Origin of the sequence: Symbioplanes lichenis, from assembly GCF_030709675.1 — a bacterium.
Lineage (GTDB): Bacteria > Actinomycetota > Actinomycetes > Mycobacteriales > Micromonosporaceae > Actinoplanes > Actinoplanes lichenis.
This window is the reverse complement of the sequence record NZ_JAUZQD010000011.1, coordinates 41,829-65,215: the sequence shown is the minus strand read 5'-3', so window position 1 is coordinate 65,215 and position 23,387 is coordinate 41,829. Positions and strand designations below refer to the sequence as shown.

The following is a 23,387-nucleotide window of genomic DNA, read 5'->3' as shown; positions in this document are numbered from 1 at the left end:
CGTGGCCGGCGGCGCCGTCTCATGGGGGATCACTATGCGTGGAAAAGCTGCGGTCGCGGCTGCGGTGACGATGCTCGGCCTGCTGGTCGCGCCGGCCCAGGCCCAGGCGGCCGCCTACCCGACGAGCACCTTCGCGGCGACCGGCGACGGCGGCAAGACCGCGGGCGGATTCATCTGGTACAACCGGTCGGTCGGCGTGCAGGGCTCGGTCACCGACTTCGCGGACGGCTGGGAGGGCACGACCGTCCACTTCGACTTCTACGTCACCGGGGCCGCCGGCGAGCGCGTGTGGCACGACGCCGACAGCCGCTCGGTGACCAGCGCCGACCGCTCCTTCAACTTCACGCAGGACCCGATGGCCGCGACCACCCCGAAGGCGCAGGCCATCACGTCCGTCCTCGTGCAGGTCTGCTCGAGCGTCGAAGCCATCTGCGGCGCAGCCAAGTATTTCGACCGCTGAGCGCCCCGGACGTCAACGGCGGGCGCCGCCGGTAGGTCCCGGTCGGCGCCGCGCTGATGCGGTGGCCCTGATGCTCGGGGATGCCCCTGCGAAAAGACGGACGGCGCGAGGGCAACGCGCGGCCGGCCCGGCGCGAGGCGGCGCGGGGCGCGAGGCGCGGGGCGCGGGGCGGCGCGCCCGTGACAACGAGAAAGGCCTCCCACCACTGGCGGGAGGCCTTTCTTCCGGTGCGCCCGAAGGGACTCGAACCCCTAACCTTCTGATCCGTAGTCAGATGCTCTATCCATTGAGCTACGGGCGCTTCACGCTTTCGCGCTTGGTGCTTTGCCAGCATACACACCGGCTCGAACCGCGGAGACTCCGGGATTCGAACCCGGGAGGGGCTTTAAAACCCCAACCGCATTAGCAGTGCGGCGCCATAGACCAGACTAGGCGAAGTCTCCTCGGTGACACTGGGCCACCGATCCACGAGGATACCGGACGGCCCGAGGGGCGTTCAAACAGGTATGCACCGTGTTGCCCGACGGGTGGTCAGGCGGGTTTGGGGCTAGGCTCGCCAGGCATGGAGGAGAACCCGCCCACGCCGCGCCGGCCGCGCCCGCCTCGGCCCTCGTTCAGCCAGCCTGAGCAGGCCGAACCTTCCGGGTCGCCCGGGCGTGGACGACGGCGGGAGGCGCCTTCGGTGACCTTCCGGCCGCCGGCTGGTGAGCCTTCCGAGGGTCCGGCCGAGCCGGCCACGCCCGCGACTCCGCCTCGCAAGCGGGCGCCGGCGAAGAAGGTGGCGCCCCGGGCGGGACGGCCGGCGGAAGAGGCGCCGGCGAGGCCCGCGGAGACGCCCGCGAGGCTCACGGAAGTGCCCGCGAAGGCGACTCCGGCCAAGAAGGCAGTGACGAAGGCCACGAAAGCGGCCAAGAAGGCCACGCCTCAGGCGGTCAAAGCAGCCCCCACACCGGCCAAAGCGACACCCGAGCCCACCACAGCGACGCCGACGCCGGCCAGAGCGGCCCCCAAGCCCGCCGAGGCGACGTCCGAGCCGGTCAAGGCGACTCCAGCGCGAGCGAAGGCGACCCCCGAGCCGGTCAAAGCGGCTGAGGGCGTGACGAAGGCAACACCGAAACGGGCGGTCAAGCGCGCCGTCGCCGAGGTGGCGCCCGCCGTTGTCACTCCGACGATGGAGACGGTTCCGGATGAGCCGGCGCCGATTCTGCCCGTTCAGCGCACGCCGAGCCCCGAGCCGGCCGAGCGGACCGAGGCGTGGGCCCGGCTGATCGCCGATCCGGGTCACTCTCCCGAGTTGCTGGCGCTGGCGGCCGTACAGTCGCTGGGTCCTGCCGCCGCGGAGTGGGCGAAGGGCGTGCGCGAGGCCTATCCCACCGCGACGGCCGACGGCATCGCGCGGCTGGCCGTGGAGCGGTTCACCCGGTTCGGCACGGCGAGCAGCGTGTTCGCCGCCGTGGCCGGGTCCTATGCGCCGGCCGCCCTGCTCGGTGCGGCCGCGTACACGCAGGCCGAGCTGTGCCTGCACGTAGCGGCGGCTTACGGGCTGGATCCGGCCGACGAGGCTCGCGCGGCCGACCTTCTCGTGCTGAGCCGCGTGCACCCGAGCGCGGAGGACGCGGTGGCGGCGCTCAGCTCGGCGCGGGAGTACACCTACGAGGCCACCGGGCTGACGGACGCGGCCTGGCGCCTGGGCCGGATGGTCGCGGCTCAGGCCGGGGGCTGGGCGGCGCTCCGGCTCGTGAACCGCGTCTTCCCCGGCACGAGCCTGCTCGCCGCCTGTCTGACGAGCCGGGCCGCGGTGCGGACGAGCGCCGCCCGGGCCACGCTCTATTTCAGGAGCCAGTCCAGCCAGTCCGACGGCACGAGCGTGTAGCCGACGAAGGCCACCACGTCCAGCAGCGTGTGCGCCACGATCAAAGGCATCACGCGGCCCTTGCGCAGGAAGAAGAGCGAGAAGATCACGCCCATCACCGCGTTGCCCACGAACGCCCCGAAGCCCTGGTAGAGGTGGTAGGAGCCGCGCAGCACCGAGCTCGCCGCCACCACCCACCAGAGGCGCCAGCCGAACTGGCGCAGCCGGGTGACCACGTAGCCGACGACGATGACCTCCTCGAGGACGGCGTTCTGGACGGCCGAGAGGACGAGCACCGGCACCGCCCACCAGACCGGCTGCAACGCGGCGGGCACGATCTGGGCGTTGAGACCGAGCTGCGCGGCCGCGTACACGAGGAGCAGGCCGGGAAGCCCGATGCCGGCGGCGAGTCCGGTGCCCCACCCCAGGTCGCTGAGCGGGCGCCGGAAGTCGATGCCGAGCGTACGGAAGGGGGAGAGCCGGTCGCGGTGCAGCAGATAGAGCGCCAGCAGCACCGGAATCAGCGCGAACGCGATGTCGAGCAGCTGGTAGGTCAGGTCGAGATAGACCCGCGTCGACCGGGACTGGTTGAGCACCGCGGCCTGGTTGGAGAGCCCGCCGGGGGCGGTGAGCTTCGCCACGAGCGACACCACGGAATAGATCGCGGACTGTCCGAGCGACAGCAGCAGGACGATCGCGACTTCCCAGCGCAGCTCCGTGCGGGTCGCGGCCGGGCGGTCCAGGGTCATCGACACGCAACAACATTAGATCGTCGCACCCTTCGTCCGATGGGACGCCGGGCGAGGTCCCCATGGTGAGGGGATGGGAGACCTCGGACGCTTGCTCAAGGAGAGCTGGACCCTCGTCGAGGAGCACCAGGACAAGGTCGCGGGCTACTTCTACGCGCGTCTCTTCCTGACCCGGCCCGAGCTGCGGGAGCTCTTTCCGGTGCACATGGACACCCAGCGCACCCGGCTGTTGCACGCCTTGATCACCTCGGTGCAGACGGTCGAGGACCCCGAGCGCTTCGACGAGTACCTGCGGGACCTGGGCCGGGACCATCGCAAGTTCCACGTGGAACCAGAGCACTACGAGATCGTCGGCCGGGCGCTCATCGAGGCGCTGCGCGAGTACGGCGGCGAGCAGTGGTGCGTCGAGTACGACCAGGCCTGGGCCGACGCGTACGCCAAGATCGCCGAGAAGATGACGGCCGGCGCGGCGGCGGACACCAACCCGCCCTACTGGTACGCCGAGGTGACCGCCCACGAGCGCCGCGGGCACGACATCGCCGTCTTCACCGTGAAGCCGTTGCAGCCGCTCGAGTTCCGGGCCGGGCAGTACCTCAGCCTCGAGTGCTCCCGCGTTCAGCCCCGGCTGTGGCGTACCTACTCGCCCGCCAACGCGCCGCGGCGGGACAACTCGCTGGAGTTCCACGTACGCGCGGTCGGCGCCGGCTGGGTCTCGAGCGCGCTGGTGCGCCGCCTCGAGGTGGGCGACATGGTCCGGCTGGCGGCGCCCATGGGCACGATGACCCTCGACCGCCGCTCGACCCGGGACGCGGTCTTCGTTGCCGGGGGCACCGGCCTCGCCCCGATCAAGTCGCTGTTGGAGGAGCTGACCCGCTACAACCGGACGCGCTGGGTGCACGTCTTCGTCGGCGCCCGGCACCGCGACGACCTGTACGACCTCCCCGCCCTGAACCGCCTGGCCGCCCGCTATCCGTGGCTGTCGGTCGTGACCGCGTGCAGCGACGACCCGTTCTTCGCCGGGGAGCGGGGCGACATCTCGGACGTCGTCGCCCGCTACGGCCCGTGGAACGAGCACGACTTCTTCGTCTCGGGCTCCGGCGCGATGGTCAAGGCGACCCTCAAGACCCTGGCCGAGCTGCAGGTGCCGTCGATCCGCGTCAAGTACGACGCGTTCACTCAGTAGGCCCAGGGCTGCCCGGTCTGGCGGTACTCCTCGACGGGCACGAGCGTCGCGTCCGGGGCCATCCGGTCCACGTAGAGCCGGCCCTCCAAGTGGTCGATCTCGTGGCTGACCAGCCGGGCCATGGCCAGCTCGAACGACGTGATGACCCGGGTGCCGTCGTAGCGGGCGTGTTCCACGTCGACCCGGAGCGGCCTCGGCACCAGCCCGCGGTAGTCGAAGAACGACAGGCAGCCCTCGTACTGCTCGTCGGTCTCGGTGGACTCGTCGACGACGCGCGGGTTGAGCAGGACCACCGGATCGAAGCCGCGCTCGGGCGGGCGTACCACGATCGCGGCGACCGCCAGGCCGATCTGTGGTGCCGCCAGCCCGACCCCCTTGCTGAAGTCGTGGACGTCCTCGAGCCGGTCGAGCGTGACGCGCAGGGCGGCGACGGCCTCCCGCGCGCCGGCCTCCTCGCGCGGCAGCTGGAAGTGCCGGGCCCGCTGACGCAGCAGGTCGGAGCCGCGCTGCACGATGCCGATCCCGCGCATCCGGTGGCTGGCGCGCAGCGAGTGCCCGTTGGCGCCGTTCTTGACCAGGGTCGCGCCGTTGCGGGGCGCGTTCTCGCCCCGGAACCGCCACTCGAGGCGGTAGCGGGCGTTGAGCAGCGGCGCGTCCGTCGACCACTCGAAGACGGCGCGCCGGTCGTCGTCGTGGCGCTCCAGCGGCGTACGGACGGGAACTTCCGCCGCGAGCGACGTCTCCACTCCCCACACCTGGGGCTCGAACTCGACCGGGAAGTTGAGCCGCACGGTCAGATTGCGGGTGGGCAGGCGGACGGCGCGCTGGAACCACTGGCCCCACTTCTCCTCGCCGACCGTGTATGCATATTCGATAGTGGTGCGCTGGCCCGGATAGAGCGGGAACTGGCCGTGGTCGTTGGCGAAGAGCAGCCAGACCTCCTTGGCCGCGTCGCGGTCGAGCTTGAGCCGCCAGTGCATGGGCTCGGCGGCCTCGCCCTCGCCGGCGACCGCGCGCAGGTCCATCTCGTCGAAGCTGAGCGGGTGCTGCCGGTGGTGGCGGTTGGAGCCGGCCGGATCGTGCGGGTAGCGGTCCACCGCGATCTTGACGAGATAGCGCGTGACCGGCTCGACGCCCGCGTTGTAAAGGGCGCGGCGGATGCGGCAGCGGTAGGCGCCGTTGGTGTAGGTGAGCTCGGCGATCTCCTGCTCGACGATGAGCCCGGTGCCGGGCGGCATCCACTGGACCGGGACCGGCGGGTCGCGGTGGAGCGCCGGGCCGCGGGCGTGGCGCAGCTCGTCGTACTCCTGGAAGCGTTGCCAGATCACCCCGCCGGCGGCCAGGACGGCCTCGGCCCGGCGCGCGAAGTCCTCGGTCGGTTTGTGCCGCCGTCCCTCGACGTGGCTGACGTAGGAGGGGTCGAAGCCCATACGGGCGGCGAGCTGCTTCTTTGTCATCCCGCGCTCGACCCGCCATTGCGCAAGCGCCGTCACGAACTGGTCGGCGGCCCTCTCGACAGGCGAGGTGGTCATCACGGATGTCCCCTTTGCGACAGGAATCTCAGTGTCCTGCCTTCCGCTGTCCGCATGGGGGTAGTAGCGCGTTGCCGACAGATCTCTTGACGAACAACCCAACGGGACAACGGTCCGTCAGGTGATCCTGACCCGTGGTGCCAGTCCGAAAAATACCTGTCCGGGGACGAGCGAGGAGGATGGTTAGGCTAGCCTTAGAAGGGTACGGTGGGTTACCGGGACCGACGGGGATCCCGGCTTCGAGACGGACGGGGTGAGCACGGTGAATCTGCAGCACGCCTGCGGGCACCGGAAGGGTCGGAGCCGGTGACGACGGCCCTCGATCGGCCACCGTCCGGTCACACTGCGTTTGCCGATGAGCCCCTCGCGCCCATCACCGCCACGCTCCGCGCCATGTTCGGCACGTCGACGGCCCTGCCGGGCCTCGCCCCGGACCTTGTGGTGCACGACACCTCTCGATGGACGCCGACCGCGGCCCTCGCGGGCCCCGAGGTCGAGAAGCTGCTGGAGATTTCGCAGCGTCGCTGGCAGGCCCAGCCGCATGTGGCCGCCGCGCTGGCGTGGAAGGCGTACACGTACTGGCTGGCGCTGCCGGTCGTTCTCGGGTGGGCCGCAGCCCGCCGCGTGCCGTTGCTCACGGGCGCGCACTCGCTCATGCACTTCGACGACCCGCGGCCCTTGGTCACTCTCGGCATGCACCCTGACGTCACTGTGGCGGTGCTGCCCTCCGACCCGCTGGCGTTGCGCGGGCTGCCCAATGTGCGGGTCGTGCCCGACGAGGCCGCGCTGCTCACCGAGCTGCGCCGGTCGCTGCTCGACGAGCACCTGACGCCGATGCTCGACGCGATCCAGTCGCGGGTGCGGCTGGGGGCGCGGCCGCTGCTGGGGTCGCTGGCGTCGGGGGTGGCTTACGCGGTGCTGCGCTCGGCCGATGTCACGGCCGGGTCGTCGGTGGAGAAGATCGGGGCGCTGCTGGGGGTGCTGGGGGTGGCCGATCTGATCGAGCTGGTGCCGGGCCGGACCGGCGAGCTCGACGTGCAGCGCAAGACGTGCTGCCTGGCGTTCACCCTGCCCACGCCGAAGGTGTGCGTAGGCTGCTGCATCAAACAATCCTGAAGATCAAGGTCAGGATGTCGTAGCGGGGTGGCACTTGCAGACCGTCGCTCCCGCCGAGGTGCCCGGAGCGACTCCGCTGGCCGCTGACGCGTCCAGAACGCGGAGCCCCACCGGGCCACGTGCGTGATCCAAGCTCCCGAAGATCAAAACCGCGCCGCACCTCTTGTATAGGCGCGCGTTCCGTTGCGTCCCCGGCGATGGGCCCCGGTCGGTCAGGGGGCGGCGCTGAGGGTGGCGGACGGGTTGTCGACGAGGTCGCGGACGTTCCAGACCCAGGCGCCGCCCGTCCAGGTCGGTTGGAAGCCGAGCAGGTCGATCATCGCCCGCCGCATCTCGATGTCGCGCACCTGCGGAGTGAGCACGACGACGCCGGCCTTCCAGTAGCGCAGGTCGGCGAGCGTCATCTCGCGCCGGGTGTCGGTGATCTCGGGCGTCGGGTTGCCCTGCTTGATCGAGGCGAAGAGTCCACTGGTCGGCCGCCACGCCGGGGCGAACACCGCGGACCGGTCCTCCGGGTCGAGCGGGTTCTGGCTCGGCAGCAACGCGTAGCCGCTGACGATCCGCAGGTCCTGCCCGGTGTAGGCACTCCAGCGCATCGGGTCGGGATACGAGCTGTCGGGCAGCGGCAGGGCCACCATCGTGTGGTCGTCGTCCACGTACTGCTTCCAGGTGCCCGCGGTCACGAACTCGGGCACCGGGTCCATCTGCACCGTGTGCAGCGGGGTCGGGACCAGCGGCACGAGGGCCATGGCGACGGCGGTGATCATGGCGATGCGGACCGGGCCGCGGGCGGCGGTCTGGTCGCGCATCAGGTCGGAGGCCTTCTGACACCCGAGGGCCAGGACGAAGGCGACGACCGGGGCGATGGCCATGGCCCAGCGGGTGGGCACGGCCGAGTTGAGGACCGGCACGCTGTGCAGCAGGGACCACGGCCCGGCGATGCCGGTGCTGACGCCGTTGAGCGTGATCGTCGGGCCGAGCGACATCGCCCCGAAGAACAGCGCCAGGCCGGCCAGGGTCAGCACCGAGGCACGGCGGCGCATCCACACGACCAGGCCCAGGAAGAGGATGACGAGGCCCCAGCCGAAGAACGCGTTCTGCTCGGCGGCGTTCTGGGCGAGGCGGCTCGCGGTCACCGTGTTGCCGGCGATGGACTGCTGCGCGTACGCGGTGAAGGAGCCCAGGTCGGCGCCGAAGTAGCGGACGAACTCGGGCAGCCCGTGGTAGCTCTGCGGGCCGAAGAACTGCACGCTCAGCGGGTAGGCCAGCAGCACCAGGGCGGCGCCGGCCGCGACGCCCAGCGCCTTGAGGAACGCGACGGTCTCGCCCGGCTCGCGGCGCCGGCGGGTGATCGCCATGACGACGCAGAAGATGCCGAGGCCGACCGCGGTCATGAAGAGGATCTCGAGGTTGATGAACGCCTGCCAGACCAGGAGGCCGGCGAGGATCAGCCCGTTGCGCACCGCGCGGCCGCGGCGGCGCAGCTCGAGCGTGCGCCAGATGATCAACGGCACGAGGAACTGGGAGACGATGTTGGGGTGGCCGCCGGCGTGCGACACCATGCTCGGCGCGAAAGTGGCGAACAGGGCGCCGACCCAGGCCGCCAGCCGGGAAGTCACGAACTGCCGGGAGAGCACCAAATACCACGAGATGCCGGTGCTTGCCAACGCGAGCGTGAGAAACGCGTTGAACGACACATGCGGACCGAACAACACAGTGACGGGCGTCAACGGCAGGGAAACGGCCAGCACCGAGGTGTTGGCCATCATGTTCACCCCATCGGGGTAATTCATGCGATCCGAGAAGAACGGATAAACGCCATCCGTGACTACCCGCGCACCGTGCGCCAGCATCCACTCGAAAAATGCCTGATCCTGCGGATCATCGCGCAACTCATGATCAAGATTGAGCCACAACGGCGCGGTCAGGAACAGCGCTACCGCAATGAAGGTGCTGATCGCGAGCACATCTCGCCAGGTGAGAGTGCGCCACCAACGCACTCTCGGCGCGGTCGCGGGTGCGGGAGCCGCCTCGGCCGGCGCCGCCGACTCATCGACGGGTATGACTGAGATCGGTGCGAGCGAGACATCGCTTTCGAGGGCGGCCAGCTCCGCATCCAGGTCTTCGGCGGCGGCCCCGCGCTTCGGCGACTGGCCTGTCGAGTCAATACCCGTAATCGTCATAGCAACGGCGAGCCTAACCGAGGTTGGTAACAGAGCAGTGACGGGCGGGCGAGGCGTGACCGACCCGATATGGATCCGCTTTTCGACCGGCCGTGCACGCGTCGTGCATGATGGGAAGGAAGTTGGGTACACCGAGGGGCAATGTCTCAATCAGGCAAAAATGAAGCGGTGGCCCCCCGCTCAACTTTCGGTTGAGCGCACCGGATGGTTAACTCGTCCGGTCCCGCTGTCAGCTCGGATCGGCAAGACGAGGGAACCACACTTATGGCAGACATCACTGGTGACCAGAGGGTCCAGTCCGAAGTGCTCGAAGGCCTCGCCACGGCCGTGAACCACCGCCGCTGGTTCGTCGAGCTCGCGATCCCCTACCTGGGGGAGAACCCGATCGAGATCGGCAGCGGTCTCGGCGACTACGCCCTGGCCTGGGCGGAGCACGTCCCGCACTTCACCGCCACCGAGGCCGACCCGGACCGGCTGGTGCAGCTCAAGGAGCGCCTGGCCGACCACCCGACGATCGACGTCCGGCAGATGCTCCTCCCCGCGGCCGACGCCGCCGGGGAATACAGCGCGGCCGTGTCCTACAACGTGCTCGAGCACATCGAGGACCACGTCGGCGCCCTGCGCAGCATGGCCGAGCTGGTCCGCCCGGGCGGCCGGATCATCCTCATCGTCCCGGCGTTCATGTTCGCCATGAGCCACGTGGACATCGCGACGGGCCACATCCGCCGCTACACCAAGAAGACGATGCGCGCCGCCATGACCGAGGCCGGCCTCACCATCGAGAAGCTGCACTACGCGAACGCCCTGGGCCTCATCGGCTACTACGGCGCGACCAGCATCTTCAAGCTCGCCCCCAAGGAGGGCGGCATGGTCAGCTTCTACGACAAGCTTGTCCTCCCGGTCACCAAGGCCGCCGAGACGGTCATGAAGCCGCCCTTCGGCCAGTCGGTCTTCGTCGTCGCGAAGGTCCCCGGCTGACCAGCCCCACCACCCCGGCCCGCCCGGCGACCACATACGTGCCGCCGGGCTGACCCGCTCGACCGCTCGGCACCCATCCGTGTGTCGCCGACCGCAGCTGTGAGCACCACCGGGCCCGCCCCGGTGACGAAGACCCCGCCCCGCGGCACGCGCCCCCGCGGTGACGAGGAGTGTGTAGTGAGTAGCACGAAGCCCGCCGGACCCCCGGCGGGCTTCGTCGTGTCCGGAGCCTCCGCTCAGGGCCGCCCGCCCTGAGCGGAGGCTGCCGCGGCCTCGGACGTCGATGGCCGGACAGACCAGTTCATGCATCTCGGCCCCGTGAGGCCGGATGCCACCGAGCCGGCCCGGTGCGGTGCCGGGCGCGGTGCGGTGCCGGGCGCGGTGCGGTGCCGGGCGCGGTGGATTGGGCCGGGTCAGCCCTTGATCTGGTAGGTCGGCCGGATCGTCGCGCGGGCCAGGGTGTGGAACGCGAGGTTGAAGCCGACGTACGCGGGCGTCGCGCCCTCGCCGACCTCCAGCCGGTCGACGTCGATGGCGTGCACCGCGAAGACGTACCGGTGGGGGCGGTCTCCGGGCGGCGGGGCGGCTCCGCCGTACCCACTGTCGCCGTAGTCGGACCGGATGCTGAAGGCGCCGTCCGGCAGCGGGTCGGCCCCGCGCGGCAGCTCGGTGACCGACGCCGGCAGGTTGACCACCACCCAGTGCCAGAAGCCGCTGCCCGTGGGGGCGTCCGGGTCGAAGCAGGTGACCACGAAGCCGCGGGTCTCGGCCGGGAAGCCGGACCAGGCGAGCTGCGGGGAGAGGTTCTTGCCGCCGACGCTGGTGTGCACGTACAGCTCGTCCAGCTGCTGGCCGTCGGTCACGTCGGTGCTGGTGACCGTGAACGCGGGCACCGCCGGCAGGAGGTCGTAGGGATCCGGTGCGGTGGGACGCTCCAGGCTCATGCGCGTAGCCCTCCTCGACTGATGAGTGTCGGGACCTGTTGCCCTGGTGGAGCCGAGACTAACCAGCTCAGATGTCCGCCGCCTTTCGGCCCGGAAACAGCCCGGAAGGAAGCGGGAACAGCACGGAAGGAAAACGCACAGGTGGTGCGCGTCCCCGGGCTTGCGCCGGGCGATAGTCATGTCAGACATCCGACCGGGTTCGTGCGGCAGAGATCCCCGTGCCCGGTGGTGACAGGTTCGTCCAGCGCCGGACGACCGGCAAGTCGGCACCCGCCCGTCCGGGCGGGTGCCGACTGCCGTCCAGCACCTTTCAGAATCGCTCGATGTGCAGCCCGCGGTAGAGCCTGCGGTAGACCACCCCGGTGCGCGAGTTCCCGGCGTCGATCATCATGCCGCCGCCCATGTAGATTCCCACGTGCCCCGGGCCGACGACCAGGTCGCCGGGACGGGCCGCGGAGCGCGACACCGTCCGGGCCCGGGCCGCCTGCGCGCCCGACGAGTGCGGCAACGACAGACCCATGAGCCGGTACGCCGACTTGGTGAAGCCCGAGCAGTCGAACGAGTTGGGGCCCGAGGCGCCGGCCGAGTAGCGCTTGCCGACCTGTGACCGGGCGAACGCGAGGACCGCGCTCATCCCCGTGGGGTGCCGGCGCGGGATCGCACGTGTGCGCACCGTCACTTTTCGCTGGGGAGCGACGACCGTGCGCCTCATCAGGACCCGCCGCTGAGTGACCCGTTTCTGAGCGGCCACAAGCGCGGCCCGGCGCGCGGCAAGACGGGCTGCCCGCTGCTCGACAATTGCGCGCAAAGTCGCGGACTGCTGATTTTCCGGGGGCTCGGGCACCGCTTCACGGGCGAGGGCCGCCCGGCGTACCGCCAGCACTTGACGTTGCGCCGCACGCAGCGCGGCCGCGGCCGGTTGCCGGACCGCCCGCCGGACCGCGGCTCGTGACGCCGGCCGCTCCGGCCGGAGCGACAAAAGTGGTTCGACCGTGCCGACCTGGGGTAATTCGACTGTGTCAGCAGCTCGGGTCGGGGGGATCTGCGCCTCAGCGGGAGAGGCGACGGGCTCGAGGGCCGGGACACCGACGGCCAGCGCGAGAACGCCGACGGCCAGCACACGGCCGGAGGACGGACGGGACAGCGAAGCCTCCGAGTTCGGCCCGGGGCACTCACGCGAATCCCATTCGCAGCGGACCACATCGGCCGCCGCAGTTGTCAGCCGTTGACCGCCGACAATGGGAACCCGGGCAAATTGGGTTATTCCGTCGACCATGCCAACACATGTTCGCTCCTGGATAAGGCGGAACACGCAAAATCATCCGGGTGTCGCCGACGATTTCGAGATCGTCTCCGCCGGAGAGAAGCCGTCGTTCGCGCGCCCGCGCGTACCCCGTTCCCGCTGGTGGAAACACTTTCGCCGCGGTATCGACCGGGTGATGTCGCGGCAACCGTGGCGAAGAACACGCGGCGTCCGGCCGGCCCGGGAGCACACTGGGCCGATGGAGCGCGTCGACCTCGGTGAGCTGCCCTATGACGAGGGTGTGCGGAGCATGGCGGGCTGGGTGGCGGAGCGCCAGGCCGGGCGGGCTCCCGACCGGCTCTTCCTGCTGAGCCACCCGCCGATCATCACGTACGGGCACACGACCCCCGTCTCGGAACTGCCCGCCGACCTCGCCCGCATCCCCACTGTGCGCACCGACCGCGGCGGCCACGCGACCTATCACGGGCCCGGGCAGCTGATCGGCTATCTCGTGCTCAACCTGCGGGAGCGCGGCCCGGGCGACGTCGTCCGGTGGCTCGAGACGACTCTCGTCGCCGCGCTGGGCGACCTCGGCTTCGCCACCGTGCGCCGGGACACGCCGAAGGGCTCGCCCAGTCTGGTCGGCGTGTGGACTCCCGACGGCGAGAAGCTCGTCTCGATCGGCATGCGCATCCGCGGCGGCGTGACCAGCCACGGCTTCGCGCTCAACATCGATCCGGACCTGTCCGTCTTCGACACGTTCGTCGCCTGTGGCCTCGACGACGTCCGGATGACCTCCCTGCGCCGCCTGTCCGACCGTCAGGGCGTGCCGCTGCCGGCCGAGGCCGAGATCCGCGACACGCTCGCGCGGCACCTACAGAAGGCCTGGTAACACGCTCTCGAACTCGGTCCGGTTCGGTCCGAGCACCGCGAAGACCACCCGCTCGAAGGGCCGCTCCCTCAGCGCCTCCGCGAAGGCCCGCGCGACCACCACCGGGTCGTTGCCGAAGACCCCGCACCCCCACGCGCCGAGCACGACCCGCCGATGCCCGTGCGCCGCCGCCACCTCGAGCACCCGGCCCGCCCGTCGGCGCAGGATCTCCGGCATCGAGGCGGCCAGCTGCGGCTGATTGCGCCGGATCGCCCCGAGATTCGGCGCGGCCGCGGTAAGGAAGGACACCAGGTACGGGTCCGGCAGCAACTCGCCCCGATCATCCCGGAAGACGGGTACGCCCGGCGAGTACACAACCCGGTCCGAGTACGTCAGCTCCGCGTGCGCCCGGTGGTACTCGTAGAACTCGCGAGCCGCCAGCAGACACGGGTAGAGCGCCGAGCTGCGCGCGATGCTCTCCTCCTGCGCCTGAGCCCCGTTGAGGAATCCGCCGCCCGGGTTGCGCGCCGACGCGAAGACGAGCGCCGCCACGTCCCCGCCGAGCCGCCGCGCGGCCGCCAATGTGGACTCGCCGGTGACCTCGATGGCGACTTCCCCGTCGTAGGCGGCCGGAGAGAGCGCGACCTCCGGCCCGTACATCCGGGTGCCCGCCACGGCGCTCGTCGCGTCGATCGTCACGTCCGCGCCGGCCGGGTCGCGATAGGAGCCCCGCTCGGCGATCTCCACGGCCTCGCGCCCCATGGCCTTCAGTCTGCTGCTCATGACGGCGTGGCCACCCTTGTTCAGCTGAGCGTGCGAGCGGAGGGTGTGGGATTCGAACCCACGAAGAGTTTCCCCTTACCGGTTTTCAAGACCGGCGCCATCGGCCACTAGGCGAACCCTCCCGGACTGCGGCGGGACTCAGTCTGCCAGATCGGCTCCGGAGCGGCCGCAGGAGACCGGTGGCACGTACTTTTTTCACCCTATGAAACAGCGGACGGAGCTGCTGAAACATCGCATTGCTGCAGGTCAGGGCGGTTGACGCTGAATCGACCGCTGTGATTAGTTCGGGTTCTTACCTGTCAGACCGGGGCCCCCACCCCGGTCGGAAGGGAGTCCCCATGATCAGAAGATCCCTCCTCGCCCTCGCCGTCGTGACGGGGGTGGCGCTCGTCGGTACGCCCCCGGCGCTCGCCGCCAACGAACAGGTGCAGGTGTATCTGACGACGACGAGTGACGGCGGTGGCCGTACCGTCTCGCGGGGTCTGCAGCAGCAGACGCCGATCAACTTCGCCGCGTCCACCGGCGGCGCGAACCAGACGATCAATGTCAACGAGAACACGACGTACCAGCAGTTCGAGGGGGCGGGTGCCTCCTTCACGGACACCGCCGCCTTCGACATTCGGGGCAGCGGGGCGCTGTCGGCGGCCACCCAGAACGAGGTCATGACGAAGCTGTTCAGCCCGTCGGCCGGGATCGGCGTCAGCGCCCTGCGCAACGTCATCGGCTCGTCCGACCTGGCGCAGAACAGCTACTCGTACGACACCACCTGCTGCGACGTCAACGACTTCTCGCTGAGCCGGGACGCCGACGTCATGGCGCTCACCAAGCAGGCGATCGCCCTCAACCCGTCCGCGTTCGTCATGGCCTCGCCCTGGTCGGCGCCGCCGTGGATGAAGGACAACAACGCGTACAGCCAGGGGTATCTGCAGTCGCAGTATTACGGGGCCTACGCGCAGTACTTCGTGAAGTACATCCAGGGCTACCAGGCCCAGGGCGTGCCGATCCGGTACGTGACCGAGCAGAACGAGCCGACCTGCTGCGCGGGCTACCCGTCGATGCAGTGGAACGCTTCGGGCCTCCAGTACTTCGCCAAGACCAACCTGTTGCCGGCGTTGCAGGGCGCGGGACTCAACACCAAGCTGCTCATCGGCGACTGGAACTTCGACACGTACGACACGTGGGTCGCGCCGCTGCTCAACGACACCGCCATCCGCAACCACCCCAACTTCGGCGGCATCGCGTGGCACGACTACGGCGGCAGCCCGAGCGTCGCGACCAATGTCCACAACCAGTTCCCGAACGTGAACGCGTACATGACCGAGCACTCGGGCGGCACGTGGGTCGGCAACCAGCACGCCGAGGACATGGGCGACCTGATCGAGTACTTCCGCAACTGGGGCCGCAGCTGGACCAAGTGGTCAATGGCGGTCGACGAGAACATGGGCCCGCACAACGGCGGCTGCGGCACCTGTACGGGCCTGATCACCGTGCACCGCAACGACGCCCGGCGCGGACAGGTGGACTACACGATCGAGTACTACACGATGGGGCACCTGACGAAGTTCGTGCGGCCCGGGGCCGTACGGATCGACTCGAGCGCCAACGGCACGGTGCCGAACGTCGCGTTCCGCAACGCCGACGGCTCGAAGGCGCTGATCGCGTACAACACCAGCGGCAGCCCGCAGAGCGTCAAGGTCAACTGGGGCGGCCAGTCGTTCGTCTACAGCCTGCCGGCACAGACCTCGGCCACCTTCACGTGGTCCGGGACTCAGTCCGGCGGCGGCAGCAACACCGGTAGCGCCATCCGCAGCGACACCGGCAAGTGCCTGGACGTGACCAATGGTTCCACGGCCAACGGCAACCTGCCGCAGATGTGGACCTGCACCTCGGGCCCCAACCAGACGTGGACCCGGAACGCGAACGGCACGGTTCAGGCCCTCGGCAAGTGCCTCGACGTCAAGGACAACGGCACGGCCGACGGCTCGGCGGTCCAACTGTGGGACTGCTTCGGCGGTACGAACCAGCAGTGGACCCTGACCGCCGCCCGTGACCTGGTCAACGTGGCGTCCGGCAAGTGCCTCGACATCGTCGGCAACAGCACCGCCGACGGGGCGAAACTGCAGATCTGGACGTGCACGGGCGCCGCCAACCAGAAGTGGTCGTAGGAGTTAGTTGTCGTACCCCCGGGGCAAGCTGAGGGTCATGCACGCAGTGGTGATCGAGGAGCCGGACGGCCTCGTCTGGTCCGAGGTGCCCGACCCTCAGCCGGGCCCCGGGGATGTCGTCGTGGAGGTGACCGCGGCGGCGGTCAACCGGGCCGACGTCATGCAGCGCCAGGGCAAATATCCGCCGCCGCCCGGCACCCCCGCGTGGCCGGGCCTGGAGTGCGCCGGGGTGATCACCGCGGTCGGCGCCGAGGTGACCGGCCACCACGTCGGCGAGCGCGTCTGTGCCCTGCTCGCCGGCGGGGGCTACGCCGAGCAGGTCGCCGTGCCCGCCGGTCAGCTGCTGCCGATCCCGCAGGGCATGAGCGTGCAGGAGGCCGCGGCGCTGCCCGAGGTCGCGTGCACGGTCTGGTCCAACGTCGTCGACCTCGCCCGCCTGCGCAAGGGCCGCGTGCTGCTGGTGCACGGCGGCGGGGGCGGCATCGGCACCTTCGCCGTGCAGCTGGGCAAAGCCCTGGGCGCCACGGTGATCGTGACCGCCCGCGAGGCCAAGCACGACCAGCTGCGCGCCCTCGGCGCCGACTTGGCGATCGACTACAGCACGACCGACTTCGTCGAGGCGGTCCGCGACTTCACCGGCGGCCGCGGCGCCGACGTCATCCTCGACATCATCGGCGCGAAATACTTGGCCCGCAACATCGAGGCGCTCGCCCCGGACGGCCACATCGCCACGATCGGCATGCAGGGCGGCAGCAAGGCGGAGCTCAACCTCGGCGCCCTGATGGCCAAGCGCGGCACGATCTCGGCCACGACGCTCCGCGCCCGCCCGGCCGACGACAAGGCCCGCATCGTCCGCGGCGTCCGCAACCAGGTCTGGCCCCTCCTCGACGCCGGCGAGATCCGCCCGATCATCGACCGCACCCTGGAGATGCGCGACGCCGCCGAGGCCCACCGCCTGATGGAGGCGAGCGACCACATCGGCAAGATCCTCCTGCTCCCCGGCGACCCGGCCTGACGTCAGCTGGTGAGGAGGCGGCGGGGGCCGGCGCCCTCGTTGCCCAGCTTGTCGCCCGGGTTGACGAGGGGGCAGGCGGCCAGCGACATGCAGCCGCACCCCACGCAGGCCGTGAAGTCGTCGCGCAGTTGCTGCAGGTGGCGCATGCGGCGGTCGAGCTCGTCCTGCCAGCAGGCGGACACGCGCGCCCAGTCCTCGCGGGTCGGGGTGCGGTTGTCCGGGAGGAGGGCGAGGATCGCGGCGACCTCCTTGAGGGGGATGCCGACGCGCTGGGCGATGCGGATGAAGGCGACCCGGCGCAGGGCGTCGCGGCGGTAGCGGCGCTGGTTGCCCGCGGTGCGGGTGCTGGTCAGGAGCCCCTGGCGCTCGAAGAAGTGCAGGGCCGACACGGCCACGCCGCTGCGTTCGGCCAGCTGGCCCACCGTGAGTTCCATGACGCCGCCCCTCCCCGTGCTTGACCTCAACATTAGTTGGGGTTCTAGCGTCCGGGGCATGCAGACCTCGCCTCTCCGCATCGCCGTCATCGTGGGCAGCACCCGGGAAGGGCGCTTCGGGCCCACCGTCGCCGGCTGGCTGGCCGACGAGATCACCCAGCGACCGGACCTGGACGCGGACCTCGTCGACCCGATCGGCCCCGGCTCCGTCACCAAGCAACTGGACCTCGCGGACGCGTTCGCCGTCGTCACGCCCGAGTACAACCACAGCTATCCCGCGCCGCTCAAGGCCCTGGTCGACGATCATCGGGCGGAGTGGCAGGCCAAGCCGGTGGGCTTCGTCTCGTACGGGGGATTGTCGGGCGGGCTCCGCGCGGTGGAGCATCTGCGGCCCGTCTTCGCGGAGCTGCACGCGCACACGATCCGCGACACGGTCAGCTTCCACGGCGCACGGCACTGTTTCGGGCCGGACGGGCGGCCTGTCGACCCCGCGAGCACGGTCGCCGTGCACCGGATGCTCGACGGGCTGGCGTGGTGGGGCGTGACGTTGCGGGAGGCCCGGGCGCTTCGGCCGTACCCGGGATCGCGAGGAGAATGACCATGCAGAAGCGTGACCGATATCCCGCGCTCGGCCGGGCGGCCTTTGCCGTGACCGGGGAGTGGCATGGCCCGGAGAAGGAGGCCGTCGCGGCGGAGCTGCTCGCCGCCCGCCGGCGCGAACCGTGGCCGGAGGGGCTGCTGACCTGGTCGGTCTTCGTCGACGCCGACGGAGAGAAGGTCCGCGACTATGCACAGTGGAGTGTCGAGCCGACACTGCCGGACCTGACGATCGCCGGGGCGGAGAGTCACGACCGGGCCGTCTACCGGCTGCATCGCGGGACCACGCCCGGGCCGGTCGAGCCGGGCGCGGTGGTCTTCATCCGGGCCGACACCACGGACGCCGGCCGGGCGCGCACCTGGATCGACGCCGTCTTCGCGGCCTTGGCCGGAGGCACCGACCTGCCGCCGGGTGGTCTCGGGGCCTTCTTCCACATCAGTACGGACGGCAGCCGCGTGCTGAACTACGCCGAGTGGGAGAGCCCGGAGGCGCACCGCCGGGCCCTCGCTGCGACGCAAGGCGAATCCGTCTCGCTGGGCCCGTTGTGGGACCGCGTGCACACCATGCCGGGCGTTCGGCCGGTGAGTGTGACGCGTTACCTGCTGCACGCGAGCCTGGGGACATGAGATAGATCGGCGTTGACCTGCAAAATTCGGTCCCCGACCGGTCAGGGGGTTTTCGTCGGGCCCGTGACCCCGTACCGTGCCCTCCGGGTTACTCCAAGTTGGACTCAGGAGGTATGCGTGAGGGCTCGTCGCGTCATGGTGCTGGTGGCCGCATCGATTGTGCTGGCCGCGTGCGGCAACAGCGCCGAGCCGGCGACGGAGAAGGCGGCGGTCGATGCACCGGCCGCGGCCGCGCCGACCTCCGCCGCCGCGAAGAAGGCGGACGAGGACGTGCTGCCCGCCCCGGACGACAAGACCGCCGAGAAGTACGTCGCCGCGCTGAAGAAGATCGACCCGGAGATCGTCGAGGACGGCGAGCAGAAGGTCGTCGACCGCGGCCTCGACCAGTGCGGCAGCGTGAAGGAGTTCCCCGACAACCAGGCGTCGCTGGTCAGCACCACGAACCAGCGCTTCACCTCCGCGGGGCACCCCAAGGGCTTCGGCAAGACGAAGGCCAAGGCGATCCTCAAGGCAGTCCGCAAGTACATCTGCCCGGAGTACTGATCGGCGTCACTCCGGGGCGTGCAGGATCCGCTGCGGCCCCGGCCCCTTCGCGGCCAGCGTGTCCGACGGGTTCACCAGCGTGCACCGCTGCAGCGAGAGACAGCCGCAGCCGATGCAGCCCGTGAGCTGGTCGCGAAGGCGTTCCATCATCGCGATCCGGTCCTCGAGCTTGCGCTGCCAGCGCGCCGACAGCCGGGCCCAGTCGGCGCGCGTCGGGGTGCGCTTGTCGGGCAGCTCGGCGAGCGCCTCGCGGATCTCGTCGAGCGAGACGCCGACCTGCTGGGCGATGCGGATGAAGGCGATCCGGCGCAGTTCGTGGCGCTCGTAACGGCGCTGGTTGCCGCCCGTGCGGGTCGAGCTGATGAGCCCCTCGCGCTCGTAGAAGCGCAGGGCCGACTGGGCCACACCGCTGCGGGCCGCCATGTCGCCGATCGTCAGGAGGTCCACGGGCTCCCCTTGAGCTGAAGTTCACTTCAACTTGCAGTGTGAGCCTATGACGGTAGCGCAAGCACGACCAGACGTGATGGCCCGGATCACCGCGGACCGCAAGCACGCGCCCAGTGCGTACTCGACGCTCGACGTGCTGCAGGTCCTCTACGACCGCGTGTTGCACATCTCGCCCGAGACCGCGGATGCGCCCGACCGGGACAGGTTCCTGCTGTCGAAGGGGCACGGGCCGGCCGCCTACTACGCCGTGCTGGCCGCCCAGGGCTACTTCCCCGCCGAGTGGCTCGACGACATCGGCGGCCGCGGCAGTCCGCTGGGCCACCATCCCGACCGGGTGCTGGTGCCGGGCGTCGAGATCGGGACCGGCTCGCTGGGACACGGTCTCGGGCTCGCCGCCGGCATGGCACTCGGCCTGCGCGCCCAGGGGTACGCGACCACGCGCACCTTCGTCCTGCTCGGTGACGCCGAGCTCGACGAGGGCAGCAACCACGAGGCGATCGCCTATCTGGCCGCGATCAGGCTGCCGGTGACGGCGATCGTGATCGATAACCAGTCGGCGACGCACGGGTGGCCGGGCGGGATCGGCGTACGGTTCCCGGGCTGGCAGGTCTCCTCGGTGGACGGACACGATCATGACGAGATCGCCGCCGCCCTCGGCGAACGCCCGGACCGTCCGCGCGTCGTCATCGCCCACGTCGAGCCGAAGGGACAATGACCATGCGGGAGACCTTTGTCGCCACAACCACCGCCCTGCTGGCCGAGGATCCGCGCACCGCGCTCGTGCTGGCCGACATCTCCGCCGACGCGTTCGAGCCGGCCCGGCGCCGGCATCCCGACCGGGTGCTCAACGTCGGCATCCGCGAGCAGCTGATGACCGGGGTGGCGGGCGGGCTCGCGCTCACCGGGCTGCGGCCTTTCGTGCACTCGTACGCACCCTTCGCCGTCGACCGCGCGTACGAGCAGCTCAAGCTCGACCTCGGCCACCAGGACGCCGGCGCCGTCATCGTCACGATCGGCGGCTCGTACGACGCCTCGGCCGAGGGATACACGCACCAGTCCCCGGGCGACGTCGCGCTGCTCGACACGCTCGACGGCTGGACTGTGCACGTGCCGGGGCACCCGGACGAGGCCGCCGAGATGCTGCGCGCGGCGGCCCGGCACGACGACCGGGTGTACGTACGGCTGTCCGCCATTCACAATGCCAAGGCCAGCCTCGGTACGGACCTCAAAGTCATCCGCCGCGGCACGTCCGGGGCCGTCGTCCTCGCCGTCGGGCCGATGCTCGACCCCGTGCTCGCGGCGACATGGGGCCTCGACGTCACGGTGGCTTACACGAACACGCCCCGGCCCCTCGACACCCAGGGCCTGGTCGCCCTGCGTCCGACCGAGGTGATCGTGGCGGAGCCGTACCTCGCCGGGACGTCCAGCCGGGTGATCGCCTCGGCGCTGGCGCACGTACCGCATCGGTCCCTGCACCTCGGGGTGGGCCGCACCGAGCATCGCGCCTACGGAACGCCGGCCGACCACGCCGCGCACCACGGCCTCGACGCCATGGGGCTGCGGCGGTCGATCGAGGAGTTTCTCTAGATCGTCAGGGCCTTGGGGCGCTCGTGGAAGACCTGCTTGAACAACGCGTCGAAGTGCCAGACGCGGTCGGGCTCGGGCACCCGGACGCGGAAGCGCTCCCGCACCCCGTCGATCGCCGTGGCCGCGACCTCGAGCGCGGTCTGCCGGGAGTCGGGGCTCCACGTGACGTCGCTCAGGTGGCGCAGGTGGGCGTTGAGGTGCAGGCGCAGGCGGCGCAGCATGCGGGTCTCGTGCGTGACGACCAGGCGCCTCGGGGTCAGCAGCAGGATGAAGTCGCCGGCGAAGGGGCGGTCGGGGTTCGCGCAGCGGGTCACCAGCACGGTGGTGTCGTCCGGCTCGACGCAGCGGCGGAAGACCGGCAGATGCCGGCTGACGGTGGGAATGGCCACACCGGCTTCGGCGGCGGCGGGGAGGAACGTACGGGAGAACACGTCCATGCCGCGTTTAACGGGGGTTCACTTGGGAAGAGGCGGCCCCACCTAGATGAAACTTGAATTACAAGAGCTCGAGGATGGTCGCGTTGGCCATGCCGCCGCCTTCACACATGGTTTGCAGGCCGTATGTGATGCCGGACTGTCTCATGTGGTGCAGCATCGTCGTCATGATCCGCGCGCCGGACGCCCCGAGCGGGTGACCCAGGGCGATCGCTCCGCCGCGCGGATTCAGCCTTTCCGGGTCGGCGCCCGTCTCGGCCAGCCACGCCAGCGGGACGGGCGCGAAGGCCTCGTTGACCTCGTAGACGCCGATGTCGTCGAGGCTGAGCCCGGAACGCTTGAGCGCCTTGGCCGTCGCCGGGATCGGAGCGGTCAGCATGATCACCGGATCGTCGGCCGCGACGACGGCGGTGTGCACGCGGGCCAGCGGCGTCAGCCCGTGCGCCTTGGCCCAGTCGGACGTGGTGACGGCCAGGGCGGCGGCGCCGTCGGAGATCTGCGAGGCCGAGCCGGCCGTGACGACCCCGTCCGCTTTGAAGGGCGTCTTCAGCTGGCCGAGCTTCTCCAGCGACGTGTCGCGGCGGATACCCTCGTCTGCACTGATTCCCGCCACGGGCACGATCTCGGCCGCGAACGCCTGTTGGGCTTTTGCGGCGGCGGCGTGACTCTCGAGGGCGTACTCGTCGAGCTGGGCCCGGCCGAACCCCCAGCGCGCGGCGATCATCTCCGCGCCGACGCCCTGGTTGAACGAGTCCGTGCCGTAGCGCGCCTGGATCGACGGGCCGTAGGGGTCCGCGCCCGCGTTGCTCGACCCCATCGGCACCCGGCTCATCGACTCGACGCCACCCGCGACCACCAGATCGGCCTGCCCGGAGATCACCGTCGCCGCCGCCACGTGCAGGGCTTGCTGACTCGAGCCGCACTGCCGGTCCATCGTCGTGCCGGGCACCTGCTCGGGCCAGCCGGCAGCCAGCACCGCGTTGCGGCCGATGTTCCACGACTGCTCGCCGACCTGCGAGACGCACCCCCAGAGCACGTCCTCGACATCAGCCGGATCCAGACCGGTCCGCGCCGCCAGCTCCCGCAGCACCGTCGCCGACAGCTCCACCGGGTGAACGCCCGCCAGGCCGCCCTTCCGCCGCCCGACCGGAGTCCGCACCGCCCCCACGATCACCGCATCACGCATACCGTCGACGGTACTGCCATAGTGGGGACCATGGCGCCTCTCCAGTGGCGGGTAAAGCCCGTCCTCCCGGTCACGAAGCTGCTCGGCGCGGTCGCCCTCGTGATCCTGGTGGTGGCCTTCGGCGGCGACGACCCGATCCAATGGGTGCTGGCCCTGGCCACCGCGGCCGGCCTGACCCTGTGGGCCCTGCGCGACCTGATCCGCCCGGTCCGCCTCACCGCCGACGAGACCGGCATCACCGTGGTCACCGGCTACGCCGCCCGCCGCCACCTGCCCTGGCCCACCATCGAACGCATCCGCGTCGACCGCCGCAACCGCCGCGGCATCCGCAGCGAACTCCTCGAGATCGACGCCGGCGAGAGCCTGCACCTCTTCAACATCCACGAGCTCGGCGCGGATCCGGAAGAGGTGGCGAAGGCCCTCAACGAGCTGCGCTACGTCGTGCGATAGATCATGCG

24 protein-coding genes and 3 tRNA genes are annotated in these 23,387 nt (G+C 70.5%); 14 read left to right on the top strand and 13 right to left on the bottom strand.

Annotated elements, in window-relative coordinates; genetic code table 11:
• Positions 1-34 precede the first annotated feature (34 nt).
• On the top strand, positions 35-460 hold the full coding sequence (locus RAN62_RS25800) for a hypothetical protein (protein WP_305787349.1): 426 nt from the start codon (positions 35-37) through the stop codon (positions 458-460).
• A gap of 228 nt (positions 461-688) precedes the next feature.
• Here RAN62_RS25800 and RAN62_RS25795 read toward each other — a convergent pair.
• Both RAN62_RS25795 and RAN62_RS25790 read right to left on the bottom strand, forming a co-directional pair.
• Positions 689-761 (bottom strand) — tRNA-Arg (locus tag RAN62_RS25795).
• Positions 762-812: 51 nt separating this feature from the next.
• Positions 813-903, bottom strand: a tRNA-Ser gene (locus RAN62_RS25790).
• A gap of 653 nt (positions 904-1,556) precedes the next feature.
• Here RAN62_RS25790 and RAN62_RS25785 point away from each other — a divergent pair.
• Positions 1,557-2,333 carry a hypothetical protein gene (locus RAN62_RS25785; RefSeq protein WP_305787348.1) on the top strand — a complete coding sequence of 259 codons (777 nt, stop codon included), beginning with the start codon at positions 1,557-1,559 and terminating at the stop codon, positions 2,331-2,333.
• Here the strand turns inward: RAN62_RS25785 and RAN62_RS25780 are convergent.
• The gene (locus tag RAN62_RS25780) at positions 2,288-3,067 is read right to left on the bottom strand and encodes a CPBP family intramembrane glutamic endopeptidase (RefSeq protein WP_305787347.1); all 780 of its coding nucleotides are present in this window, start codon (positions 3,065-3,067) and stop codon (positions 2,288-2,290) included. The genes RAN62_RS25785 and RAN62_RS25780 overlap by 46 nt on opposite strands.
• 67 nt (positions 3,068-3,134) lie before the next feature.
• On the opposite strand from RAN62_RS25780, the gene RAN62_RS25775 reads away from it, so the two are divergent.
• A complete protein-coding gene (locus RAN62_RS25775; protein WP_305787346.1) occupies positions 3,135-4,244 on the top strand; it encodes a globin domain-containing protein in 1,110 nt (369 codons plus the stop codon).
• Here the strand turns inward: RAN62_RS25775 and RAN62_RS25770 are convergent.
• Positions 4,238-5,776: a peptide deformylase gene (locus RAN62_RS25770; protein WP_305787345.1), complete on the bottom strand. Its 1,539-nt coding sequence runs from the start codon at positions 5,774-5,776 to the stop codon at positions 4,238-4,240. The two genes, RAN62_RS25775 and RAN62_RS25770, sit on opposite strands and share 7 nt — an antisense overlap.
• Before the next feature lie 393 nt (positions 5,777-6,169).
• Between RAN62_RS25770 and RAN62_RS25765 the strand changes: the two genes are divergently transcribed.
• Positions 6,170-6,892, top strand: coding sequence for a hypothetical protein (locus tag RAN62_RS25765; protein ID WP_305787344.1), 723 nt, complete (start codon positions 6,170-6,172; stop codon positions 6,890-6,892).
• A 212-nt stretch (positions 6,893-7,104) separates the two neighbouring features.
• Here the strand turns inward: RAN62_RS25765 and RAN62_RS25760 are convergent, their stop codons facing one another.
• A complete protein-coding gene (locus RAN62_RS25760) occupies positions 7,105-9,075 on the bottom strand; it encodes a DUF6311 domain-containing protein (protein WP_438874545.1) in 1,971 nt (656 codons plus the stop codon).
• A 264-nt stretch (positions 9,076-9,339) separates the two neighbouring features.
• Here RAN62_RS25760 and RAN62_RS25755 point away from each other — a divergent pair, with 264 nt between their 5' ends.
• Entirely contained in the window at positions 9,340-10,053 is a 714-nt protein-coding gene (locus RAN62_RS25755) for a class I SAM-dependent methyltransferase (protein ID WP_305787342.1), read from the top strand.
• A gap of 413 nt (positions 10,054-10,466) precedes the next feature.
• On the opposite strand, the gene RAN62_RS25750 is transcribed toward RAN62_RS25755, so the two are convergent.
• Together RAN62_RS25750 and RAN62_RS25745 are read right to left on the bottom strand one after the other, a co-directional pair.
• On the bottom strand, positions 10,467-10,997 hold the full coding sequence (locus RAN62_RS25750; RefSeq protein ID WP_305787341.1) for a YbhB/YbcL family Raf kinase inhibitor-like protein: 531 nt from the start codon (positions 10,995-10,997) through the stop codon (positions 10,467-10,469).
• A gap of 310 nt (positions 10,998-11,307) precedes the next feature.
• A complete protein-coding gene (locus RAN62_RS25745; RefSeq protein WP_305787340.1) occupies positions 11,308-11,670 on the bottom strand; it encodes a C40 family peptidase in 363 nt (120 codons plus the stop codon).
• A gap of 829 nt (positions 11,671-12,499) precedes the next feature.
• Here RAN62_RS25745 and lipB point away from each other — a divergent pair.
• On the top strand, positions 12,500-13,132 hold the full coding sequence (lipB, locus tag RAN62_RS25740; RefSeq protein ID WP_305787339.1) for a lipoyl(octanoyl) transferase LipB: 633 nt from the start codon (positions 12,500-12,502) through the stop codon (positions 13,130-13,132).
• Here the strand turns inward: lipB and RAN62_RS25735 are convergent.
• Both RAN62_RS25735 and RAN62_RS25730 read right to left on the bottom strand, forming a co-directional pair.
• Entirely contained in the window at positions 13,115-13,894 is a 780-nt protein-coding gene (locus RAN62_RS25735) for a TIGR02452 family protein (protein WP_305787338.1), read from the bottom strand. The genes lipB and RAN62_RS25735 overlap by 18 nt on opposite strands.
• Before the next feature lie 37 nt (positions 13,895-13,931).
• Positions 13,932-14,016, bottom strand: a tRNA-Ser gene (locus RAN62_RS25730).
• Between the two features lie 216 nt (positions 14,017-14,232).
• Between RAN62_RS25730 and RAN62_RS25725 the strand changes: the two genes are divergently transcribed.
• On the top strand, positions 14,233-16,059 hold the full coding sequence (locus tag RAN62_RS25725) for a ricin-type beta-trefoil lectin domain protein (RefSeq protein WP_305787337.1): 1,827 nt from the start codon (positions 14,233-14,235) through the stop codon (positions 16,057-16,059).
• A gap of 37 nt (positions 16,060-16,096) precedes the next feature.
• Entirely contained in the window at positions 16,097-17,074 is a 978-nt protein-coding gene (locus RAN62_RS25720) for an NAD(P)H-quinone oxidoreductase (RefSeq protein WP_305787336.1), read from the top strand.
• Between the two features lie 2 nt (positions 17,075-17,076).
• Here the strand turns inward: RAN62_RS25720 and soxR (RAN62_RS25715) are convergent, their stop codons facing one another.
• Complete coding sequence (soxR, locus tag RAN62_RS25715) at positions 17,077-17,508, bottom strand: redox-sensitive transcriptional activator SoxR (protein ID WP_305787335.1); 432 nt, start codon at positions 17,506-17,508, stop codon at positions 17,077-17,079.
• Between the two features lie 58 nt (positions 17,509-17,566).
• Here soxR (RAN62_RS25715) and RAN62_RS25710 point away from each other — a divergent pair, with 58 nt between their 5' ends.
• The 3 genes from RAN62_RS25710 (at position 17,567) to RAN62_RS25700 (ending at position 19,275) form a co-directional block, all read left to right on the top strand.
• Positions 17,567-18,106, top strand: a complete 540-nt coding sequence (locus RAN62_RS25710) for an NADPH-dependent FMN reductase (protein WP_305787334.1) — start codon at positions 17,567-17,569, stop codon at positions 18,104-18,106.
• A gap of 2 nt (positions 18,107-18,108) precedes the next feature.
• Positions 18,109-18,732: an antibiotic biosynthesis monooxygenase gene (locus RAN62_RS25705; protein ID WP_305787333.1), complete on the top strand. Its 624-nt coding sequence runs from the start codon at positions 18,109-18,111 to the stop codon at positions 18,730-18,732.
• Between the two features lie 117 nt (positions 18,733-18,849).
• Positions 18,850-19,275 carry a hypothetical protein gene (locus RAN62_RS25700; protein WP_305787332.1) on the top strand — a complete coding sequence of 142 codons (426 nt, stop codon included), beginning with the start codon at positions 18,850-18,852 and terminating at the stop codon, positions 19,273-19,275.
• 6 nt (positions 19,276-19,281) lie between these two features.
• Here the strand turns inward: RAN62_RS25700 and soxR (RAN62_RS25695) are convergent, their stop codons facing one another.
• Positions 19,282-19,722 (bottom strand): redox-sensitive transcriptional activator SoxR, encoded by a 441-nt coding sequence (soxR, locus tag RAN62_RS25695; protein WP_305787331.1) that lies wholly within the window; start codon positions 19,720-19,722, stop codon positions 19,282-19,284.
• A gap of 46 nt (positions 19,723-19,768) precedes the next feature.
• On the opposite strand from soxR (RAN62_RS25695), the gene RAN62_RS25690 reads away from it, so the two are divergent.
• A complete protein-coding gene (locus tag RAN62_RS25690; RefSeq protein ID WP_438874544.1) occupies positions 19,769-20,437 on the top strand; it encodes a thiamine pyrophosphate-binding protein in 669 nt (222 codons plus the stop codon).
• 2 nt (positions 20,438-20,439) lie between these two features.
• Positions 20,440-21,309: a transketolase family protein gene (locus RAN62_RS25685; RefSeq protein WP_305787330.1), complete on the top strand. Its 870-nt coding sequence runs from the start codon at positions 20,440-20,442 to the stop codon at positions 21,307-21,309.
• Here the strand turns inward: RAN62_RS25685 and RAN62_RS25680 are convergent.
• Positions 21,306-21,746: a hypothetical protein gene (locus tag RAN62_RS25680; RefSeq protein ID WP_305787329.1), complete on the bottom strand. Its 441-nt coding sequence runs from the start codon at positions 21,744-21,746 to the stop codon at positions 21,306-21,308. The two genes, RAN62_RS25685 and RAN62_RS25680, sit on opposite strands and share 4 nt — an antisense overlap.
• 58 nt (positions 21,747-21,804) lie before the next feature.
• Positions 21,805-22,929 (bottom strand): thiolase family protein, encoded by a 1,125-nt coding sequence (locus RAN62_RS25675; RefSeq protein WP_305787328.1) that lies wholly within the window; start codon positions 22,927-22,929, stop codon positions 21,805-21,807.
• A 30-nt stretch (positions 22,930-22,959) separates the two neighbouring features.
• Between RAN62_RS25675 and RAN62_RS25670 the strand changes: the two genes are divergently transcribed.
• Positions 22,960-23,379: a PH domain-containing protein gene (locus RAN62_RS25670; RefSeq protein ID WP_305787327.1), complete on the top strand. Its 420-nt coding sequence runs from the start codon at positions 22,960-22,962 to the stop codon at positions 23,377-23,379.
• Positions 23,380-23,387 lie beyond the last annotated feature (8 nt).

What these genes read in the sequence shown, in the direction of transcription:
- RAN62_RS25800 (WP_305787349.1), top strand. Translation starts at nt 35, where the DNA reads ATGCGTGGAAAAGCTGCGGTCGCGGCTGCGGTGACGATGCTCGGCCTG.
- RAN62_RS25775 (WP_305787346.1), top strand. Translation starts at nt 3,135, where the DNA reads ATGGGAGACCTCGGACGCTTGCTCAAGGAGAGCTGGACCCTCGTCGAG.
- RAN62_RS25770 (WP_305787345.1), bottom strand. Translation starts at nt 5,776, where the DNA reads ATGACCACCTCGCCTGTCGAGAGGGCCGCCGACCAGTTCGTGACGGCG.
- RAN62_RS25765 (WP_305787344.1), top strand. Translation starts at nt 6,170, where the DNA reads ATGTTCGGCACGTCGACGGCCCTGCCGGGCCTCGCCCCGGACCTTGTG.
- RAN62_RS25760 (WP_438874545.1), bottom strand. Translation starts at nt 9,075, where the DNA reads ATGACGATTACGGGTATTGACTCGACAGGCCAGTCGCCGAAGCGCGGG.
- RAN62_RS25755 (WP_305787342.1), top strand. Translation starts at nt 9,340, where the DNA reads ATGGCAGACATCACTGGTGACCAGAGGGTCCAGTCCGAAGTGCTCGAA.
- RAN62_RS25750 (WP_305787341.1), bottom strand. Translation starts at nt 10,997, where the DNA reads ATGAGCCTGGAGCGTCCCACCGCACCGGATCCCTACGACCTCCTGCCG.
- lipB (WP_305787339.1), top strand. Translation starts at nt 12,500, where the DNA reads ATGGAGCGCGTCGACCTCGGTGAGCTGCCCTATGACGAGGGTGTGCGG.
- RAN62_RS25735 (WP_305787338.1), bottom strand. Translation starts at nt 13,894, where the DNA reads ATGAGCAGCAGACTGAAGGCCATGGGGCGCGAGGCCGTGGAGATCGCC.
- RAN62_RS25725 (WP_305787337.1), top strand. Translation starts at nt 14,233, where the DNA reads ATGATCAGAAGATCCCTCCTCGCCCTCGCCGTCGTGACGGGGGTGGCG.
- RAN62_RS25720 (WP_305787336.1), top strand. Translation starts at nt 16,097, where the DNA reads ATGCACGCAGTGGTGATCGAGGAGCCGGACGGCCTCGTCTGGTCCGAG.
- soxR (WP_305787335.1), bottom strand. Translation starts at nt 17,508, where the DNA reads ATGGAACTCACGGTGGGCCAGCTGGCCGAACGCAGCGGCGTGGCCGTG.
- RAN62_RS25710 (WP_305787334.1), top strand. Translation starts at nt 17,567, where the DNA reads ATGCAGACCTCGCCTCTCCGCATCGCCGTCATCGTGGGCAGCACCCGG.
- RAN62_RS25705 (WP_305787333.1), top strand. Translation starts at nt 18,109, where the DNA reads ATGCAGAAGCGTGACCGATATCCCGCGCTCGGCCGGGCGGCCTTTGCC.
- RAN62_RS25690 (WP_438874544.1), top strand. Translation starts at nt 19,769, where the DNA reads ATGACGGTAGCGCAAGCACGACCAGACGTGATGGCCCGGATCACCGCG.
- RAN62_RS25685 (WP_305787330.1), top strand. Translation starts at nt 20,440, where the DNA reads ATGCGGGAGACCTTTGTCGCCACAACCACCGCCCTGCTGGCCGAGGAT.
- RAN62_RS25680 (WP_305787329.1), bottom strand. Translation starts at nt 21,746, where the DNA reads ATGGACGTGTTCTCCCGTACGTTCCTCCCCGCCGCCGCCGAAGCCGGT.
- RAN62_RS25675 (WP_305787328.1), bottom strand. Translation starts at nt 22,929, where the DNA reads ATGCGTGATGCGGTGATCGTGGGGGCGGTGCGGACTCCGGTCGGGCGG.
- RAN62_RS25670 (WP_305787327.1), top strand. Translation starts at nt 22,960, where the DNA reads ATGGCGCCTCTCCAGTGGCGGGTAAAGCCCGTCCTCCCGGTCACGAAG.